This is a genomic window from Collinsella sp. AM29-10AC (assembly GCF_003469085.1).
Classification (GTDB): domain Bacteria; phylum Actinomycetota; class Coriobacteriia; order Coriobacteriales; family Coriobacteriaceae; genus Collinsella.
Map to the genome: position 1 here is coordinate 14438 of NZ_QSKB01000011.1, position 15508 is coordinate 29945.

General features: G+C 62.2%; 12 protein-coding genes. 11 read left to right on the forward strand and 1 reads right to left on the reverse strand.

Features of this window, described 5'->3' with window-relative positions; genetic code table 11:
* The first annotated feature begins 67 nt into the window (after positions 1–67).
* Positions 68–1264 (forward strand): Nramp family divalent metal transporter, encoded by a 1197-nt coding sequence (locus DW754_RS04850; protein ID WP_117758623.1) that lies wholly within the window; start codon positions 68–70, stop codon positions 1262–1264.
* 363 nt (positions 1265–1627) lie between these two features.
* Here the strand turns inward: DW754_RS04850 and DW754_RS04855 are convergent, their stop codons facing one another.
* On the reverse strand, positions 1628–3844 hold the full coding sequence (locus DW754_RS04855) for an acyltransferase family protein (RefSeq protein ID WP_117758588.1): 2217 nt from the start codon (positions 3842–3844) through the stop codon (positions 1628–1630).
* Positions 3845–4031: 187 nt separating this feature from the next.
* Between DW754_RS04855 and DW754_RS04860 the strand changes: the two genes are divergently transcribed.
* From DW754_RS04860 to DW754_RS04905, 10 genes are all read left to right on the forward strand, one after another.
* Positions 4032–4994, forward strand: coding sequence for a ribokinase (locus DW754_RS04860; protein ID WP_117758589.1), 963 nt, complete (start codon positions 4032–4034; stop codon positions 4992–4994).
* Positions 4995–5024: 30 nt separating this feature from the next.
* Positions 5025–5999: a nucleoside hydrolase gene (locus DW754_RS04865; protein ID WP_117758590.1), complete on the forward strand. Its 975-nt coding sequence runs from the start codon at positions 5025–5027 to the stop codon at positions 5997–5999.
* A 227-nt stretch (positions 6000–6226) separates the two neighbouring features.
* A complete protein-coding gene (locus DW754_RS04870) occupies positions 6227–7237 on the forward strand; it encodes a LacI family DNA-binding transcriptional regulator (RefSeq protein ID WP_117758591.1) in 1011 nt (336 codons plus the stop codon).
* Positions 7238–7497: 260 nt separating this feature from the next.
* Positions 7498–8898, forward strand: coding sequence for an L-fucose/L-arabinose isomerase family protein (locus tag DW754_RS04875; protein ID WP_117758592.1), 1401 nt, complete (start codon positions 7498–7500; stop codon positions 8896–8898).
* A gap of 2 nt (positions 8899–8900) precedes the next feature.
* The gene (locus DW754_RS04880; protein ID WP_199411442.1) at positions 8901–9737 is read left to right on the forward strand and encodes a transketolase; all 837 of its coding nucleotides are present in this window, start codon (positions 8901–8903) and stop codon (positions 9735–9737) included.
* Entirely contained in the window at positions 9730–10671 is a 942-nt protein-coding gene (locus tag DW754_RS04885) for a transketolase family protein (RefSeq protein WP_117758593.1), read from the forward strand. Before DW754_RS04880 ends, DW754_RS04885 begins: the two co-directional genes overlap by 8 nt.
* Positions 10672–10727: 56 nt before the next feature.
* On the forward strand, positions 10728–12218 hold the full coding sequence (locus DW754_RS04890; RefSeq protein WP_117758594.1) for a glycerol kinase GlpK: 1491 nt from the start codon (positions 10728–10730) through the stop codon (positions 12216–12218).
* 169 nt (positions 12219–12387) lie between these two features.
* The gene (locus DW754_RS04895; RefSeq protein WP_117758595.1) at positions 12388–12876 is read left to right on the forward strand and encodes an S-ribosylhomocysteine lyase; all 489 of its coding nucleotides are present in this window, start codon (positions 12388–12390) and stop codon (positions 12874–12876) included.
* A 144-nt stretch (positions 12877–13020) separates the two neighbouring features.
* Positions 13021–13665, forward strand: a complete 645-nt coding sequence (locus DW754_RS04900; RefSeq protein WP_117758596.1) for a DUF4867 family protein — start codon at positions 13021–13023, stop codon at positions 13663–13665.
* Positions 13666–14009: 344 nt separating this feature from the next.
* On the forward strand, positions 14010–15440 hold the full coding sequence (locus DW754_RS04905; protein ID WP_117758597.1) for a 6-phospho-beta-glucosidase: 1431 nt from the start codon (positions 14010–14012) through the stop codon (positions 15438–15440).
* Positions 15441–15508: the final 68 nt, after the last annotated feature.

A 15508-nucleotide genomic window follows, 5' to 3' on the forward strand; every position in this document is an offset into this window, starting at 1 on the left:
CGTGCAAAATACCAAGCAAAAGTCGGGCACCAAGCAAAAGTTGACCATCGCGGCCATCTTTGGCGCTATGGGTCCCGGTCTGCTGGCGGCGCTTTCGGGCAATGACGCCGGCGGCATTGCAACGTATTCCAGCGCGGGCGCCAGCTATGGCTACAAGATGCTCTGGATGCTTCCCGTCATGACTGTGCTGCTTATCGTGACGCAGGAGACCGCGGCGCGCTGCGGATGCGTCACGGGTAAGGGCCTGGCCTCGCTCATCCGTGAGCGCTTTGGCGTGCGCAGGAGCGTGCTGGCCATGGCGGCGCTGTTGATTGCCAACACGGCGGTGACCATCTCGGAGTTCGCGGGTATCGCGAGTGGCCTTGCTCTGTTTGGCGTTCCGGCGAGCATCTCGGTGCCGCTCGTGGCGCTGCTGGTGTGGATGCTTACCATGTCGGGCAGTTTTCAGCGCATCGAGAAGATTTTGCTGCTGGTAAGCTGCGTGTTCGTGACCTACATCGTCGCCGCGTTTATGGCCGGCCCCAACTGGGGCGAGGTCGCGGTCGACTTGGTCGTCCCCAATATTCAGAACGATCCCAGCTACGTGTCGCTCGTGGTCGCAACAATCGGTACCACCATCGCACCGTGGATGATCTTCTTGGCGCAGAACAACGTGGTCGATAAGAACGCGGGCGAGGACGATATCGTGCTGCAGCGCATCGATACCGTGAGCGGCTCGCTTGCCGCTGATGTCATTGCCGGCTTTATTATCATTACGACCGGTACGGTGCTGTTCCCGGCGGGTATTCAGATTAGCGATGCTGCCGATGCTGCCCGCGCGCTGGAGCCTATTGCGGGTCAGTGGTCTACGGTACTGTTTGCCTCGGGCCTGGTCGCGGCGAGTTTCTTGGCTGCCTGCGTGCTGCCGGGCGTTACGTCGAGCGCTATCTGCGAGGCATTTGGCTGGGAGCGCGGTGCCGATCGCAGCTGGGACGAGGCCCCGGTCTATCGCGGCATCATTACGGCCATCATCGGCATCTCTGCCGTGCTGGTGCTTATGCCCGGCGTCGATCTGTTCCAGATTATGATGACCTCGCAGGTCATCAATGGCGTGCTGCTGCCCGTGGTTCTGGTGTTCCAGGTGGTTATTGCCGCTGACCGTCACATTATGGGCACTAACCGCAACGGCCGCGTGTGGAATGTGCTCACTTGGGCGACTATCGGTGTGATTACGGTGCTCACGGTCGTTATGTTTGTTCTGCAGGCGATGGGTTACAGCGCTTAGCGCCTCCTTTGGACTCCAAACAGGCCGCTGCCATGGGTTGCGGACTGTATTTTGCCTGTTATAGGGGGTTAGTAATATGCGTGTGGACAAAAAATGCCAAATATGAGTACTGTTGCCTGGATGATAGTATTTACGACCAAGAAAATAATGAACATATCTAAAAATCTGTTCATTAAAAGCGAAGCTCCAAGTCTTAAGCCGGCCATTCTGGTCAACTGGAAGGGTCGCGCGCTACCGCTTGGGCGCCATTTTGGGTGGTTTTGCCTGCTACTAAAATGGTAACAGTACTCATATTTGCCCCTTTTTGTCCACGACCTCTTGGAGCCGGCTCGAAAAGAGTGATTTTGGGTTGTTTGCTGCAGGCTACTTGTCGGTGCCCAGTTTGTGCGGCTTGAGAGCGAGCGCATTGACGAGTGCGTCGGTGGCAGACTTGACGGCTGCCGGTTGCGGATCGTTGACGTGATCCTCGGGATGCACGGGCAGGTCCTTCTTGACTGCATCGTGGATCAAGTTGAGGTACTCAGTTACGCCAGTGGTCGATAGATGCGTGCCATCGCCATCGAACAGGTCGTTGCGGTTGGCGCTGTATCCGTACCAGTCGATAACGCGCACGTTCTTGTAGCGCGTAGCGGCGTTGGCGATGGCCTGGTTGGTAGAGCCAACCCACGGCTGCGGGCTGCGCGTGTTCACAAACACCACAATACGCTTATCTCCCGCATCGGCCATGATGGCGTCGATCTGGTCGTCGGTTACCAAGCCGTTGGTGCCCAGTGCAAAGACCACGATCTTGCCGGCAAGGTTCTGTTGGAGATAGCCCTCAAATGCCGCGCGGCCCGCATCGAACTGGCGGCCCTTTTCGGCATCGATGTGACTGTGGGGGAACACGCCGTCGAAGGAATCGACGGCGCGCAGCGACACGGAGTCACCGATCATCAGCAGGTCGTAGGATCCGTCGGGGAAGCCGTCGTTGTCCTTGTCGGTGTCGTCGGCCGCCTGCTGGTCGGTGGGCGCGGTGTTTTTGGCTTCCTTGTTGAGGACTTCGGCGCCCTCACCGCTCAGTGCGGAGGTCTCCGGCACAAAGATCAGGCCGCCCAGTGCAACGACCAACACGACAGCGCAGGCTGCGCAGACAGGGACGTGCGCGCGTACCCAGTTGGCGGGCGTGGTGGCGCCGTCGCGAAACTCGGATACGGTGCGCCCAAAGGCGCCCTTTCTAAACGGCGTCTCGATAAAGCGATATGAACATTCGGCTGCGGCGACCACCAACAACACCTGCAAAATGTACTGCCACCACGGCGTATCGTTGATGTTGGCGACCGGGTTCATGAGCAACAGTAGCGGATAGTGCCACAGGTAGATGCTGTACGAGCGCTTGCCAACCCACACGAGCGGCTCGGCGGACAGTGCGCGGGCAACCATTCCCTGGGGCTGCACGCAGGCCGCGATGACCATGAGCGTGAGGATGGAGCATAGCAGCGTGCCGCCGCGATACTGGAACGCGGTGTAGCCGTTGGTGAGCGCGACCATGGCGGCAAGGCCAACCAGACCCACGACGCCCAACACATCGATGGATGCGGGCGAGGACCAAAAGCGCACGAGGGCGCTCGGCTGTGCCGGGACGGTCTCGGCTGCGTTGTCGGCCTTCTCGCCAGGCTTGCCCTCGGCGTTCTTGCCGTGCTTGGCGGCGCCAGCCAGGCGATTGAGCCCCAAACGATGAGCGAGACACACCGGCGCCAGGTCGCGATCGGGGATAAAGGCCATCCAGGCGCCCAGCAGCAGCGAGAAGACGCGGGTGTCGGTGCCGTAGTACACGCGGCTGGGGTCGGCGGCAGGGTTATAGAGCACCATCATGGCGATGGCGGAGACAGCAGCCAGGCCCAGAACCATGCGGCGCGTGTTGGGCTTGCTCATGTGCATGGATACCATAGCGAGCAGCAGCGGTGGCCAAACCAGGTAGAACTGTTCCTCGATGGCGAGCGACCAAAAGTGCGTAAGCGGCGAGGGGTCGCCCAGGGCGTTGAAGTACGAGACGTCCTGCATAATCTGCCACCAGTTGTTAAAGAACAGCAGCGACGGCAGAATGTCGGGACGCATCTTGGTGAGCATCACGTGGTTAAAGATGGTGCACAGCGCGCAGGTCACGAACACTACCGTTACCACGGCGGGGACCAGGCGACGGATGCGGCGAATCCAGAAGCTCTTAAGGTCGATGCGACCGGTCTTAGCGACTTCGTTGAGCAGCAAGCGCGTGATCAGATAGCCCGAAAGCACAAAGAAGATCGTGACGCCAAGCAGGCCGCCCTGAGCCCACGTGAGGTTGAGGTGATAGAGCACCACCGCGACGACGGCAAGCGTGCGCAGGCCGTCAAGGGCAGGGATGTAGCGGGACTTGGGGCGAGCAGGCGTCTGCTCCGCGGCGGGTGTGTTGGCGCGGCCCGCGTTGTTGGCAGAAGCGCGATGGGGGCTCGCGGTGCGTCGCGGCTCGTTGGCACGGCGTTCGCCCTTCACGCGTTCGTGCGGCGCCGGCTCGTTGCCCGTGCGGCGTCGACCGCGCGAGCCCGATTGCGAGAATTGTTCCATAAAACATCATCCAATGACGAGAATAATCAGCACGTATTCATTGTAGCTGCCTGCCCCTGTGAATGCTTGCTGCTGGCGTAAGCTCAAGCGCGCGTCCACATCAAAGTGGACTAAAGTTATAGGGGGTGCGAGAGTGCACAATCGTTGGTCGACGGTGGGCGCAAAGCCTGAAGACGAGGAGGTTTCCATGGCGGATCACAGCATCGTTGCGGTGTTCGGCAGCATGAACATGGACCTTTCGGTGGCGTGCGAGCGCATGCCGCGTGCGGGCGAGACAGTCGGTGGCAGCGGTTTTATCACCAACGCCGGTGGCAAGGGCGCTAACCAGGCCGTCGCTGCTGCGCGCATGGGTGCGCGCACGTGCATGATTGGCGCTGTTGGGCGCGATACCTTTGGCGATGCGCTTGTGGCAGGGCTCCAGGATGCCGGCGTGGGCGTTGAGTTTGTGGCGCGTCGCGATGACGTGGAGACCGGTACCGCGACTATCATTCGCTGCGAGAGCGACAACCGCATCGTGCTGTCGCCGGGCGCCAACCATGCGCTTGCGGGCGAGGACGTTGCCCGCGCACTGAGGCGCTTGGTGGCCGACGAGCTCGACGGCGATGCCAGCGAGTTTGCCCCGGCTGCCGGAAGCGTCTTTATCGCCCAGGGCGAATGTGACCTTGCAGCGACGGCCGAGGCGCTTGCTTGCGCTCACGAGCTGGGGTTCTATACGGTCTTTAACCCTGCGCCCGCCTGCGATTTGCCGGCAGGAGCGTGGCCTGCGGTCGACTTGGTCTGCCCCAACGAGACCGAGTGCCAGATGCTGACGGGCATTCTGCCCACAGATGATGCGAGTTGCGTCGCCGCGCTCAATGCGCTGCTCGACAAGGGCGCCGGCGCCGCGGTCATCACGCTGGGCGGCGCCGGCTCGGTTACGCTCGGCGATGGCGGTGAGCCGCTGCGCATGCCGGCGCTTTCGAGCGCGGTGGTCGATACGACGGCCGCGGGCGATACGTTTATTGGTGCGCTTGCTGCAGCTCGTCTGGAGGGTCTGCCGCTCTTTGAGTGCATGGCCGCGGGTGCTCGCGCCTCGGCGGTGACGGTGTCGCGTCTGGGCGCTCAGCAATCGATTCCCACGCGCGCCGAAGTTGAACATTGGTTTGGTTAAACGATAAAGACGGAGAAGCGGAGTAGAACAATGGCAACCAAGAAGCTGATCCTTGATCTGGATATGGGTGTGGACGATGCGATGGCGCTGGCCTATGCCATCGCGAGCCCCGAGGTGGAGCTCGTGGGCATCACCACGTGCTTTGGCAACGTGCGCGTCGAGCAATCGGCGCACAACTGCCTGGCGGTGCTCGACCTGTTGGGTCGTCCCGAGGTGCCGGTGTACCTGGGCGCCGATCGTCCCATTAAGGCGACTGAGCCCTATACACCGCCGGCGTCCACCACGCTCATTCACGGCAAGAACGGCATTGGCGGGGCGAGCGTGCCCGCGTCGCCGTACGAGCCGGTGGGGGCGACGTCGGCCGACGGTAACGCGGCGGTCGATTACCTGATTGATGCTGCGCGCACCTATGGTCCCAATCTGGTCTACGTTGCGACCGGCCCGCTCTCCAACCTGGCACTTGCCTTGGAGCGCGATGCGGCGGCGATGATGTCTATCGGTCGCGTGGTCGTGATGGGCGGTGCGCTCACCGTGCCCGGAAACGTGAGCGCGGGCGCCGAGGCCAACATGGCAAGTGATCCCGAGGCGGCCGATGCCGTGCTGCGTTCGGGCCGCAAGCTCACTATGGTGGGGCTGGATGTGACGCATCGCGTGGTGCTCACGCGTCGCGACATTGCCGGCTGGACGGGCTCGGGCACCATGGCCGGTTGCGCGTTTGCGAGCATGGTGGAGCACTACATTGGCTCGTACGAGATGAACGCCTCCTACCTGGGTGGCTGCGCGCTGCACGATCCGCTTGCCGTCGCCGTGGCGATTGACCCCACGCTCGTGGGCGCGCTCGGCTGTAACTTGCGCATCGACCTGCTTGGCGAGTATCGCGGCCGCACCATCTGCGATGAGCGCCGTGTGGCCGATCCCGACAAGAGCGCACTCGTGGCGCTGACCGTCGACGCCCCGCGCTTTCTGTCCGAGTTCAAGGCGCGTATGGCCCGCGTCCTGGGCTAAATGTTTTTCACGCCCCGCCCCATGTAGTCAATTTGGGACGGGGCTTTTTTAGCTACCGAGTAAATGTGCCCGTTGGGGGAATAGTCGCACCACTTTGCTTGACAACAGGCTAAACTAGCTATTAAACATTTACTATTCTGTTTAGATTGAATTTGCGGTCGTTTAGTTATCGAGTCACGGGGCGGTCAGGCCACGATGCTCGACCGCGACCGTTACTAGGGGGAACAATGGCTAAAGCAAGTGTTCGCGAGATCAGCCGCATCACCGGTTTTTCGCCTGCGACCGTGTCCAACGCGCTCAACCGCAAGCGCAGCGTGAGCGAGGAGACCGCCAAGGTCATCCTGGAGTGCGCACAATCGCTCGGATACCAGCAGTCGACGCAGCTCGAGAGTATCCAGTTCGTGCTTGCGCGCAAGACGGGTGCCATCCTGGACGAGAGCACCTTCCATCCCGCGGTTATTGAGGGCGTGGAGCGTCAGGCGCGTCGCCACGGCATGAGCACGAGCTTTGTCTCGCTCGACTTTAGCGACCTGGACGCCGTGCGCCCGCAGGTCGAGGGCCTGATCGCCGATCCGTCCGCCGCCATTGTGCTAATGGGTACGGAGTTGGGCGAGGAGGACTACGCCCTGTTCGCTAACGCCGCCGCCCACCTGATTGTGCTCGATGGCTGGAGCGATCGCCAGTATTTCGACGCCGTGGTCATTGCCAACACCGATTCGGTGCTGCGCGCCGTGGACTACCTTATCGAGAAAGGCCACAAGCAGATCGGCTATCTGGCGGGCAACCTTCGTATTCGCAACTTTAAGGATCGCGAGCGCGGCTATCGCCAAGCGCTTGAGGACGCGGGCCTCGAGGCCAATCCGGCATGGCGTGTCACGTTGGGCACCACGCTCGAGGGTGCCTATCGCGACATGGGCGTGTGGCTCGACAGCGTCTCGCACGACGACCTGCCGACGGCTTTCTTTGCCGAGAACGACGTGCTCGCCGTGGGTGCCATGCGCGCGCTCAACGAGCACGGCATACGTGTGCCCGACGATGTCTCGATCATCGGCTTTGACGACCTATCTCTGGGTGCCTTCTCCAACCCGCCGCTCACCACGGTGCACGTTCCCAAGCACGAGGTGGGCGAGATCGCGGTGCGCCGCCTGGTGGGCAACATCCGCAATCCCAAGAGCTATACCTGCAAAACGGCCGTATCGACCTATTTTGTCGAGCGCCAGAGCGTGCGCGAAATCTAGGCAGAACGGCGCCAGACCTCAGAGCGGAAAAGTCCGCCAAAGGCAACCATATATGACGCTACCAAGAGAGAGGGTCCTACGGGGCCCTCTTTTTGTTGCCCTTGTATGTTCAGATTGTTTACATACCGTTTAGGCTGATTTCTCTACCGTTTACGGGACTTTCGCGCTAAACTACTAAACAAAAGAGTAAAACATTTAGTAAACAGAACAAAACGAAACATGCGTCTGTTTACTGAACATGTGATTAGGGGAGGACGTACATGGATAAGATCAAGCTCGGTTTCGTGCCCACGCGCCGCAGCATCTTTAGCGCGCCGGACGCGATCAAGTATCGCGGCCTTACGGCTGATCGCCTGCGCGAGATCGGCGTCGACATCGTGGATATCGACGACATCAACGACGAGGGCCTGCTGTTCGACGACAGCCATATCGCGCCTATCGTCGAGAAGTTCCGCGCCGAGGGCGTCGATGGCATCATGCTGTGCCACGCCAACTTTGGTACCGAGTACGTTTGCGCCCGCCTTGCCCGCGAGCTCGGTCTGCCCGTGCTGCTGTGGGGTCCGCGCGACGAGCGCCCCGAGCCCGACGGCACCCGCCTGCGCGATAGCCAGTGCGGCCTGTTCGCCACCGGCAAGGTCCTGCGCCGCTTCCAGGTGCCCTTCACCTACATGACCAACTGCCGCCTGACCGATCCCGAGTTCGAGCGCGGCGTCTGGGACTTTTTGGCCGTGTGCAACGTGGTCAAGACCTTCAAGCACACCCGTATTCTGCAGATGGCCACCCGTCCGTTCGACTTCTGGTCGACCATGTGCAACGAGGGCGAGCTGCTCGAGAAGTTCAACATCCAGCTTTCGCCCATCCCCATGACCGAGCTTGTCCAGGCCGTGCGCGACGCCCAGGCCGACGAGCAGGCCATGGCAGCCATGCTCGCCCACATTGCCGACAGCTTTGAGATCTGCATCCCCGAGGATAAGGTCCCCGCTGTGGCCGGTCTTGCCATCGCCATGAAGCGCTTGGTCGAGAAGTACGGTTGCAACGCCGGTGCCATCCAGTGCTGGAACGCCCTGCAGGACGAGTTGGGCATTATGCCCTGCGCCGCCAACGCCATCCTTAACGAGATGGGTATCCCCGTCGTGTGCGAGACCGATATCCACGGCGCCATCACCGCGCTGATGGTCGAGGCTGCCGATCTGGGCCGTCACCGCGGCATGTTCGCCGACTGGACCGTGCGTCATCCCGACAACGAGAACGGCGAGCTGCTGCAGCACTGTGGCCCCTGGCCCTGCAGCTGTGCGGCCGTCAAGCCCAAGCTCACCTACCCGCTGGCGTTCGATCACCCCGGCGCGCTGACGGCCGAGGCCAAGCACGGCGACCTCACCCTTGCCCGTTTTGACGGCGACAACGGCGAGTACTCGCTGCTGCTGGGCAATGCCCGCGGCATCGACGGCCCGGCCGGCATGGGCACCTACCTGTGGGTCGAGGTCGACAACCTCAAGCGCCTCGAGGCCAAGATCGTCGAGGGTCCCTACATCCACCACTGCGTCGCCATTCACGCCAACGTCGTGCCGGTGCTCTACGAGGCGTGCAAGTACATCGGCATTGCCCCCGACTTATACGACCCGATTGAAGAAGACGTCAAAGCCTACCTGCGAGGAGAGTAGAAATGGCAACTATCGAAGAGCTTGAGTCCCTGCGTTGGGACCTTCGCCGCGATTGCGTCGATATCATCATGGCTGGCGCCGGCGGCCACATCGGCGGCGACATGTCGGTGATCGACGCCCTCATGACCCTCTACGCCAACCATCTCAACATTTCGCCCGAGACCGTCGACGATCCCAACCGCGATCGCTTCGTGCTCTCTAAGGGTCATGCCATGGAGGCCTACTACGCGGTGCTCTGCCACGAGGGCTATCTGGACCTCGATGACGTCAAGGCCCGCTTCTCCAAGTTCGGCAGCCCCTACATCGGTCACCCCAACAACAAGCTCAAGGGCATCGAGATGAACTCGGGCTCGCTGGGTCACGGTCTGCCCGTGGCCGTGGGCATGGCGCTTGCCGGCAAGATGGACGGCCGCGACTACCGCGTCTGCACCATCATGGGCGACGGCGAGCTTGCCGAGGGCTCGGTCTGGGAGGGCGCTATGAGCGGCGGCAACTACCAGCTCGATAACCTGTGCGCGCTCGTGGACCGCAACCGCCTGCAGATCAGCGGCAGCACCGAGGACGTTATGAAGCAGGACTCGCAGGAGGAGCGCTGGGCCGCCTTCGGCTGGAACGTGCTCTCCATTCCGGGCAACGACGTCCAGGCCATCGACGCCGCGCTGACGCTGGCCGCCGAGACCAAGGGTAAGCCCACGGTCATCATCCTCAACACGGTGAAGGGCTACGGCTCGCCGGTTATGGAGGACAAGGCCTCCTGGCATCATCATCTGCCCAACGATGAGGAATATGCCCAGATCATCGCCGATTTCGCTGCCCATAAGGAGGCTATCAATGGCTAACAAGATCGCCAACCGCAAGGTTATCTGCGACACGCTGCTCGAGGCCGCCGCAACTGACAAAGACATCGTCGTCCTGTGCTCCGACTCCCGCGGCTCCGCATCGCTCACGCCGTTCTTCGATCAGTATCCCCAGCAGTCCATTGAGGTCGGCATTGCCGAGCAGGACCTGGTGAGCATCGCCGCCGGCATGGCCTCGTGCGGCAAGAAGGCCTGGGCCGCCTCGCCGGCGTCCTTTGTGACCACGCGTTCGTATGAGCAGTGCAAGGTCGACGTCTCGTACTCCAACACCAACGTCAAGCTCATCGGCATCTCGGGCGGCGTGTCCTATGGCGCCCTGGGTATGAGCCACCACTCCGCGCAGGATATCGCCGCCATGAGCGCGATTCCCAACATGCGCGTGTATCTGCCGAGCGACCGCTTCCAGACCGCCGAGCTTGTGCGCGCCCTGGTAGCCGACAACAAGCCGGCCTACATCCGCGTGGGGCGCAACCCGGTCGAGGACGTGTACGCCGAGGGCGAGTGCCCGTTCCAGATGGATCGCGCCACCTGGGTGCGTCGCGGCACCGATGTGACGCTTGTCGCCACCGGTGAGATGGTCCGCCATGCCGTGGACGCCGCCGATTTGCTGGCCGAGCAGGGAATCTCGGCAACAGTGCTCGACATGTACTGCGTCAAGCCACTCGACGCCGAGGCCGTGATCGAGGCCGCCGGTACCACGCGTGCCGTCGTGACGGTCGAGGAGCACAGCCCCTTCGGCGGCCTGGGTTCCATGGTCGCGCAGGTCGTGGGCGAGCATTGCCCGCGTCCGGTCAAGTGCCTCTCCCTGCCCGATGCGCCGGTCATCACCGGCACGAGCCCCGAGGTCTTTGCGCACTACGGGCTCACCGGCGAGGGAATCGCCAAGACGGTCGCCGAGTTCCTGCCCGCAGAGTAACTGGAATGTGACAAAGGGACAGTCCCTTTGTCACATTCGTTTTGAAAGGGGTGGCCATGGGCCGCTACATCATCGGAATCGATCAATCCACGCAGGGCACCAAGGCGCTGCTGGTGGACGAGGGCGGCCATTTGATTCATCGTGCCGATCGCTCGCATCGCCAGATTGTCAACGAGGCCGGCTGGGTGAGCCATGATCCAGCCGAGATCGCCGCCAACGTGCTGGCCGTGGCGCGCGCCGTGGTGGAGGAGACCGGGGTCGATCCGGCCGACGTCGCCGGCATCGGCATCTCCAACCAGCGCGAGACTACCGTTGCCTGGAGGCGCACGACGGGCGAGCCGCTGTGCGACGCCGTGGTGTGGCAGTGCGCCCGCGCCCGCGAGCTGTGCGACGAGCTGGCCGCGCGCGAGGGTGTAGCCGAGCTGGTGCGCGACACGACGGGTCTGGTACTCTCGCCCTACTATCCGGCGGGCAAGATGGCTTGGATTCTCGCGAACGTTCCCACGGCTGCCGAGGCCGCGGCGGCAGGCGAGCTGTGTCTGGGCACCATCGATGCCTGGGTGGTCTGGACGCTCACGGGCGGCGCGGAGTTCCGCTGCGACTGGTCCAATGCCAGCCGCACGCAGCTCTTCGACCTGCGCCGTGGCTGCTGGAGCGAGCCGGTGTGTGAGGCCTTTGGCGTCGATGCAGCCTGCCTGCCGCAGGTGACCGATTCCGATGGCCTGTTCGGCATGACGGACCTGGGCGGCTTTTTGCCGGCGCCCGTGCCCATTCACGGCGTACTCGGCGACAGCCATGCCGCCTTGTTTGCCCAGGGCTGCCACAGCCGCGGCATGGCCAAGGCGACCTATGGCACCGGCAGCTCGGTCATGATGAACGTTGGCGACGAGTTCGTTGCCAGCTCGCACGGGCTTTCGAGCTCGCTTGCGTGGCGTATGGACGGTGTGACCGAGTATGTGCTCGAGGGCAACGTGAGCTACGCCGGCGCCGTCAAGACGTGGCTGCGCGACGACCTGGAGCTCATCAACAATCCCGAGGAAGTCACCGACCTGTGCTATGCCGCCAACCCGGCGAGCCGCGTCTACTTTGTGCCGGCGTTCACTGGCCTGGGCGCGCCGCACTGGGCGAGCGACGCCGAGGGCTGCGTCTTTGGCATGACACGCACCACGGGCCGCGCGGAGTTCGTGAAGGCCGCCGATGAGTCGATCGCCTATCAGATCTTCGACGTCATCGATGCGATGGTCGAGGATTCGGGCGCGGCACTGGCCGAGCTTCGTGTTGACGGCGGTCCCACGCGCGACGCGTACCTGATGCAGTTTGAGAGCGACCTGGTCGGCTCGCCCATCCGCATTGCGAGCAACGACGAGATGAGCGGTCTGGGCGCGGCCTGGGCCTGCGGCATTGCGCTGGGCATGTACACGCGCGACGTCGTCGACGTCTACGGCGCCCGCGGCATCGTGGAGCCCACCATGTCCGTCGACGAGCGCGCCAAAAAGATCGCCGGCTGGCGCCATGCTGTCGACGCCACAATTGCATACACTGCCTAGGCGGCTGCGCGTCGCCCAAGGATTTTTCTGGGACGGGGATAAAAAACTCATTGATCCCCGTCCTAGGCAGCTCATTTGGGGTGGGGCTTTTTTGACTGGTATGATTGGTGCGACCATTCGAACCAGCTAAAAGAGCCCCGTCCCAAATTGACTACCGAGAGGATCTGCCATGGAGCGCATCGCGAGTTTTTCCGTTGACCATCTGCTGCTCGAGCCCGGCGTGTATGTGAGCCGCATCGACCGCGATCCGGCGACCGGCGCCGCCGTCACCACCTTTGACCTGCGCCTGACCACGCCCAACAAGGAGCCAGTTATGAACACGGCGGAGTGCCACACCATCGAGCATCTGGGTGCCACGTTCCTCCGCAATCATGCCGAGTGGTCGAGCCGCATTGTCTACTTTGGCCCCATGGGCTGCCGCACGGGCTTTTACCTGGTTGTCTTTGGTGAGCTGACGAGCGAGGAGATCTTGCCGCTCGTGCGCGAGCTGTTCGAGTTTGTTGCTGGTTTTGAGGGCGATATCCCCGGCGCCGCTCCCGAGGAGTGCGGTAACTATCTGGACCAGAACCTCCCCATGGCAAACTGGCTCGCGCGCCGTTATCTCGACCGCGACCTGGCCAATATCGACGAGAAGCACCTGCACTACCAGCAGGCGTAAGGGCTTTATCGCCCAAAGCGCGCGCATTGGGCGCCTTCGCTTATGCGGGGGCGCCTTTTTGTTGAGTGGTCGGGACGAGCGTTCAAAATCGCTCATGTTTGTTCTAGAATGTTCGTATAGTCACATTTACGAACAGGAGCGAACATGCACATCTATTCTGTCAACGATCCCGAGTTCAAATCCTATGGCAACGTTTGGGATGACGTTCCGTCCGAGCTCACGTCGCTCGTGCTCGAGGCGCTCTCTGCCACGCCCATCCCCGAAGGCAGCAAGTACGTAGCAAGCGCGCCGGAGCTCGAGAGCGTCAAGGGTGCCGATAAACTGGGCTTTCTCATGTTTGGCGGCCGCCCCTTCCAGCTCGGCTGGTGCAACGGCCACAACACGCAGCTCAACTGCCTGGAGTATCACCGCGCCAGCGAGTTTAACCTGGGCGCTCGCGACTTTATCCTGCTCGTGGCGCATCGCTGGGAGATCGAGGACGGCAAGCTCGACACCGCGTGCGTCAAGGCGTTCCGCGTGCCGGCGGGTACGGTCGTCGAAGTCTTCAACACCACGCTCCACTACACGCCATGCATGGTCGACGACGGCGGCTTCCAGGTAATGGTTGCGTTGCCCGCCGGCACCAATGGTCCGCGCCCCGAGGCCGCAGCCGACGTGCCCGCGGTCGGCGACAGCTACTGCTACTGGAAGGCTGACAAGTGGGTCCTCTGCCACGCCGACAGCCCCAAGGCGGCCGAGGGCGGCTACGTGGGCCTCGTCGGCAAGAACCTCGACATCGCCTGTGGCTAGCATCTTCCGTCTCGATTTGTAACATCTAGCGGGCTAAATCGTCTCTACCTGTTACAGATTTAGACAAACTGCGGGGGGCTGCCCGAAAATCTCGATCTGTAACACCAAGCCCGGTTTTGGCTGCCTACCTGTTGCAGATCGAGACAAACCGTCCCCAACCACCACAAAGGTGCCTGTCCCCTTTGTGGTGGTGTGGGGCGGCGGTATCAGAAAGTGTCAGACGGGGGCGGCTGCGGGGCGCCTGTGCGCGAAAAGAAGTGTCGACCTGCGCCGTTGCCGTTGAGTAGCGCGCTGCTTACGGGGATACTGAAGCCACGACAAACAGCGTGTGAAAGGATTGATGCATGGCTTTCCGTAAAGACTTCCTGTGGGGCGGCGCAACGGCTGCCAACCAGTGCGAGGGTGCCTACGACGTGGACGGCCGCGGCCTGGCCAACGTGGATGTGGCCCCGCACGGCCCCGAGCGCTATGCGGTGGTCTCCGGCCAGCGCAAGATGCTCGACTTCGAGGACGGCTATTACTACCCCGCGCAGACCGGCATCGATTTCTATCACCACTACAAGGAGGACATCGCCCTCTTTGCCGAGATGGGCTTTAAGACCTTCCGCATGAGCCTGGCCTGGACCCGCATCTTCCCCAACGGCGACGAGACTGAGCCCAACGAGGCCGGCCTGGCCTTCTACGAGGACGTGTTCCGCGAGTGTCAGGCGCACGGCATCGAGCCGCTCGTGACCATCACGCACTTCGACTGCCCGATTCACCTCATCAAGGAGTACGGCGGCTGGCGCAACCGCAAGCTCATCGACTTCTACAAGAACCTCGCGACCACGATCTTCACCCGCTACAAGGGCCTGGTAAAGTACTGGCTTACCTTCAACGAGATCAATATGATCTTGCACCTGCCGTTTATGGGTGCCGGTCTGGTCTTTGAGGAGGGCGAGAACAAGGAGGCCGTCGAGTACCTGGCCGCCCACAACGAGCTCGTCGCCAGCGCTTGGGCAACCAAGATCGCTCACGAGATCGACCCTGAGGTCAAGATCGGTTGCATGCTTGCCGCAGGTAGCTACTACCCCTACAGCTGCCGTCCGGGCGATGTGCGCCAGGCGCAGATTGACAACCAGAGCAACTATTTCTTCGTCGACGTTCAGAGCCGCGGTTACTACCCGGCCTATGCCGTCAAGAAGCTCGAGCGTCTGGGCATCGATGTGGGCATGACGGACGAGGACCGCGAGATCCTGGCCGCCAACACCGTCGACTTCATCAGCTTTAGCTATTACAGCACCCGTTGCTCCGCCGGTGCCGATAACCCCGATGTCGAGCGCACCCAGGGCAACGCCTTCGCCGGCGCCAAGAACCCCTACCTGCAGGAGAGCCAGTGGGGCTGGGCCATCGATCCGCTGGGCTTCCGCATCACCCTCAACGACCTGTACGACCGTTATCAGAAGCCGCTGTTTGTGGTCGAGAACGGCCTGGGCGCCAAGGATGTTGTCGAGGAGGATGGCTCCATCAACGACGACTACCGTATCGACTACCTGCGCCAGCATATCGCCGCGATGCGCGATGCGGTGACCGAGGACGGCGTTGACCTGCTGGGCTACACCACCTGGGGCCCGATCGACCTGGTGTCTGCCGGCACGGGCGAGATGTCCAAGCGCTACGGCTTTATCTATGTCGACCGCGATGATGCGGGCAACGGCACCCTCAAGCGTTCCAAAAAGAAGAGCTTTCACTGGTACAAGCATGTCATTGAAACGAATGGTGAGGATCTGTCCTAAGGAAGCCGAGACACTCAACTTCAGAGTTTCCTAACCAAAACGCCCGGCGAGCAGTTAATGCCCGCCGG

What these genes read in the sequence shown, in the direction of transcription:
- DW754_RS04850 (WP_117758623.1), top strand. Translation starts at nt 68, where the DNA reads ATGGGTCCCGGTCTGCTGGCGGCGCTTTCGGGCAATGACGCCGGCGGC.
- DW754_RS04855 (WP_117758588.1), bottom strand. Translation starts at nt 3,844, where the DNA reads ATGGAACAATTCTCGCAATCGGGCTCGCGCGGTCGACGCCGCACGGGC.
- DW754_RS04860 (WP_117758589.1), top strand. Translation starts at nt 4,032, where the DNA reads ATGGCGGATCACAGCATCGTTGCGGTGTTCGGCAGCATGAACATGGAC.
- DW754_RS04865 (WP_117758590.1), top strand. Translation starts at nt 5,025, where the DNA reads ATGGCAACCAAGAAGCTGATCCTTGATCTGGATATGGGTGTGGACGAT.
- DW754_RS04870 (WP_117758591.1), top strand. Translation starts at nt 6,227, where the DNA reads ATGGCTAAAGCAAGTGTTCGCGAGATCAGCCGCATCACCGGTTTTTCG.
- DW754_RS04875 (WP_117758592.1), top strand. Translation starts at nt 7,498, where the DNA reads ATGGATAAGATCAAGCTCGGTTTCGTGCCCACGCGCCGCAGCATCTTT.
- DW754_RS04880 (WP_199411442.1), top strand. Translation starts at nt 8,901, where the DNA reads ATGGCAACTATCGAAGAGCTTGAGTCCCTGCGTTGGGACCTTCGCCGC.
- DW754_RS04885 (WP_117758593.1), top strand. Translation starts at nt 9,730, where the DNA reads ATGGCTAACAAGATCGCCAACCGCAAGGTTATCTGCGACACGCTGCTC.
- DW754_RS04890 (WP_117758594.1), top strand. Translation starts at nt 10,728, where the DNA reads ATGGGCCGCTACATCATCGGAATCGATCAATCCACGCAGGGCACCAAG.
- DW754_RS04895 (WP_117758595.1), top strand. Translation starts at nt 12,388, where the DNA reads ATGGAGCGCATCGCGAGTTTTTCCGTTGACCATCTGCTGCTCGAGCCC.
- DW754_RS04900 (WP_117758596.1), top strand. Translation starts at nt 13,021, where the DNA reads ATGCACATCTATTCTGTCAACGATCCCGAGTTCAAATCCTATGGCAAC.
- DW754_RS04905 (WP_117758597.1), top strand. Translation starts at nt 14,010, where the DNA reads ATGGCTTTCCGTAAAGACTTCCTGTGGGGCGGCGCAACGGCTGCCAAC.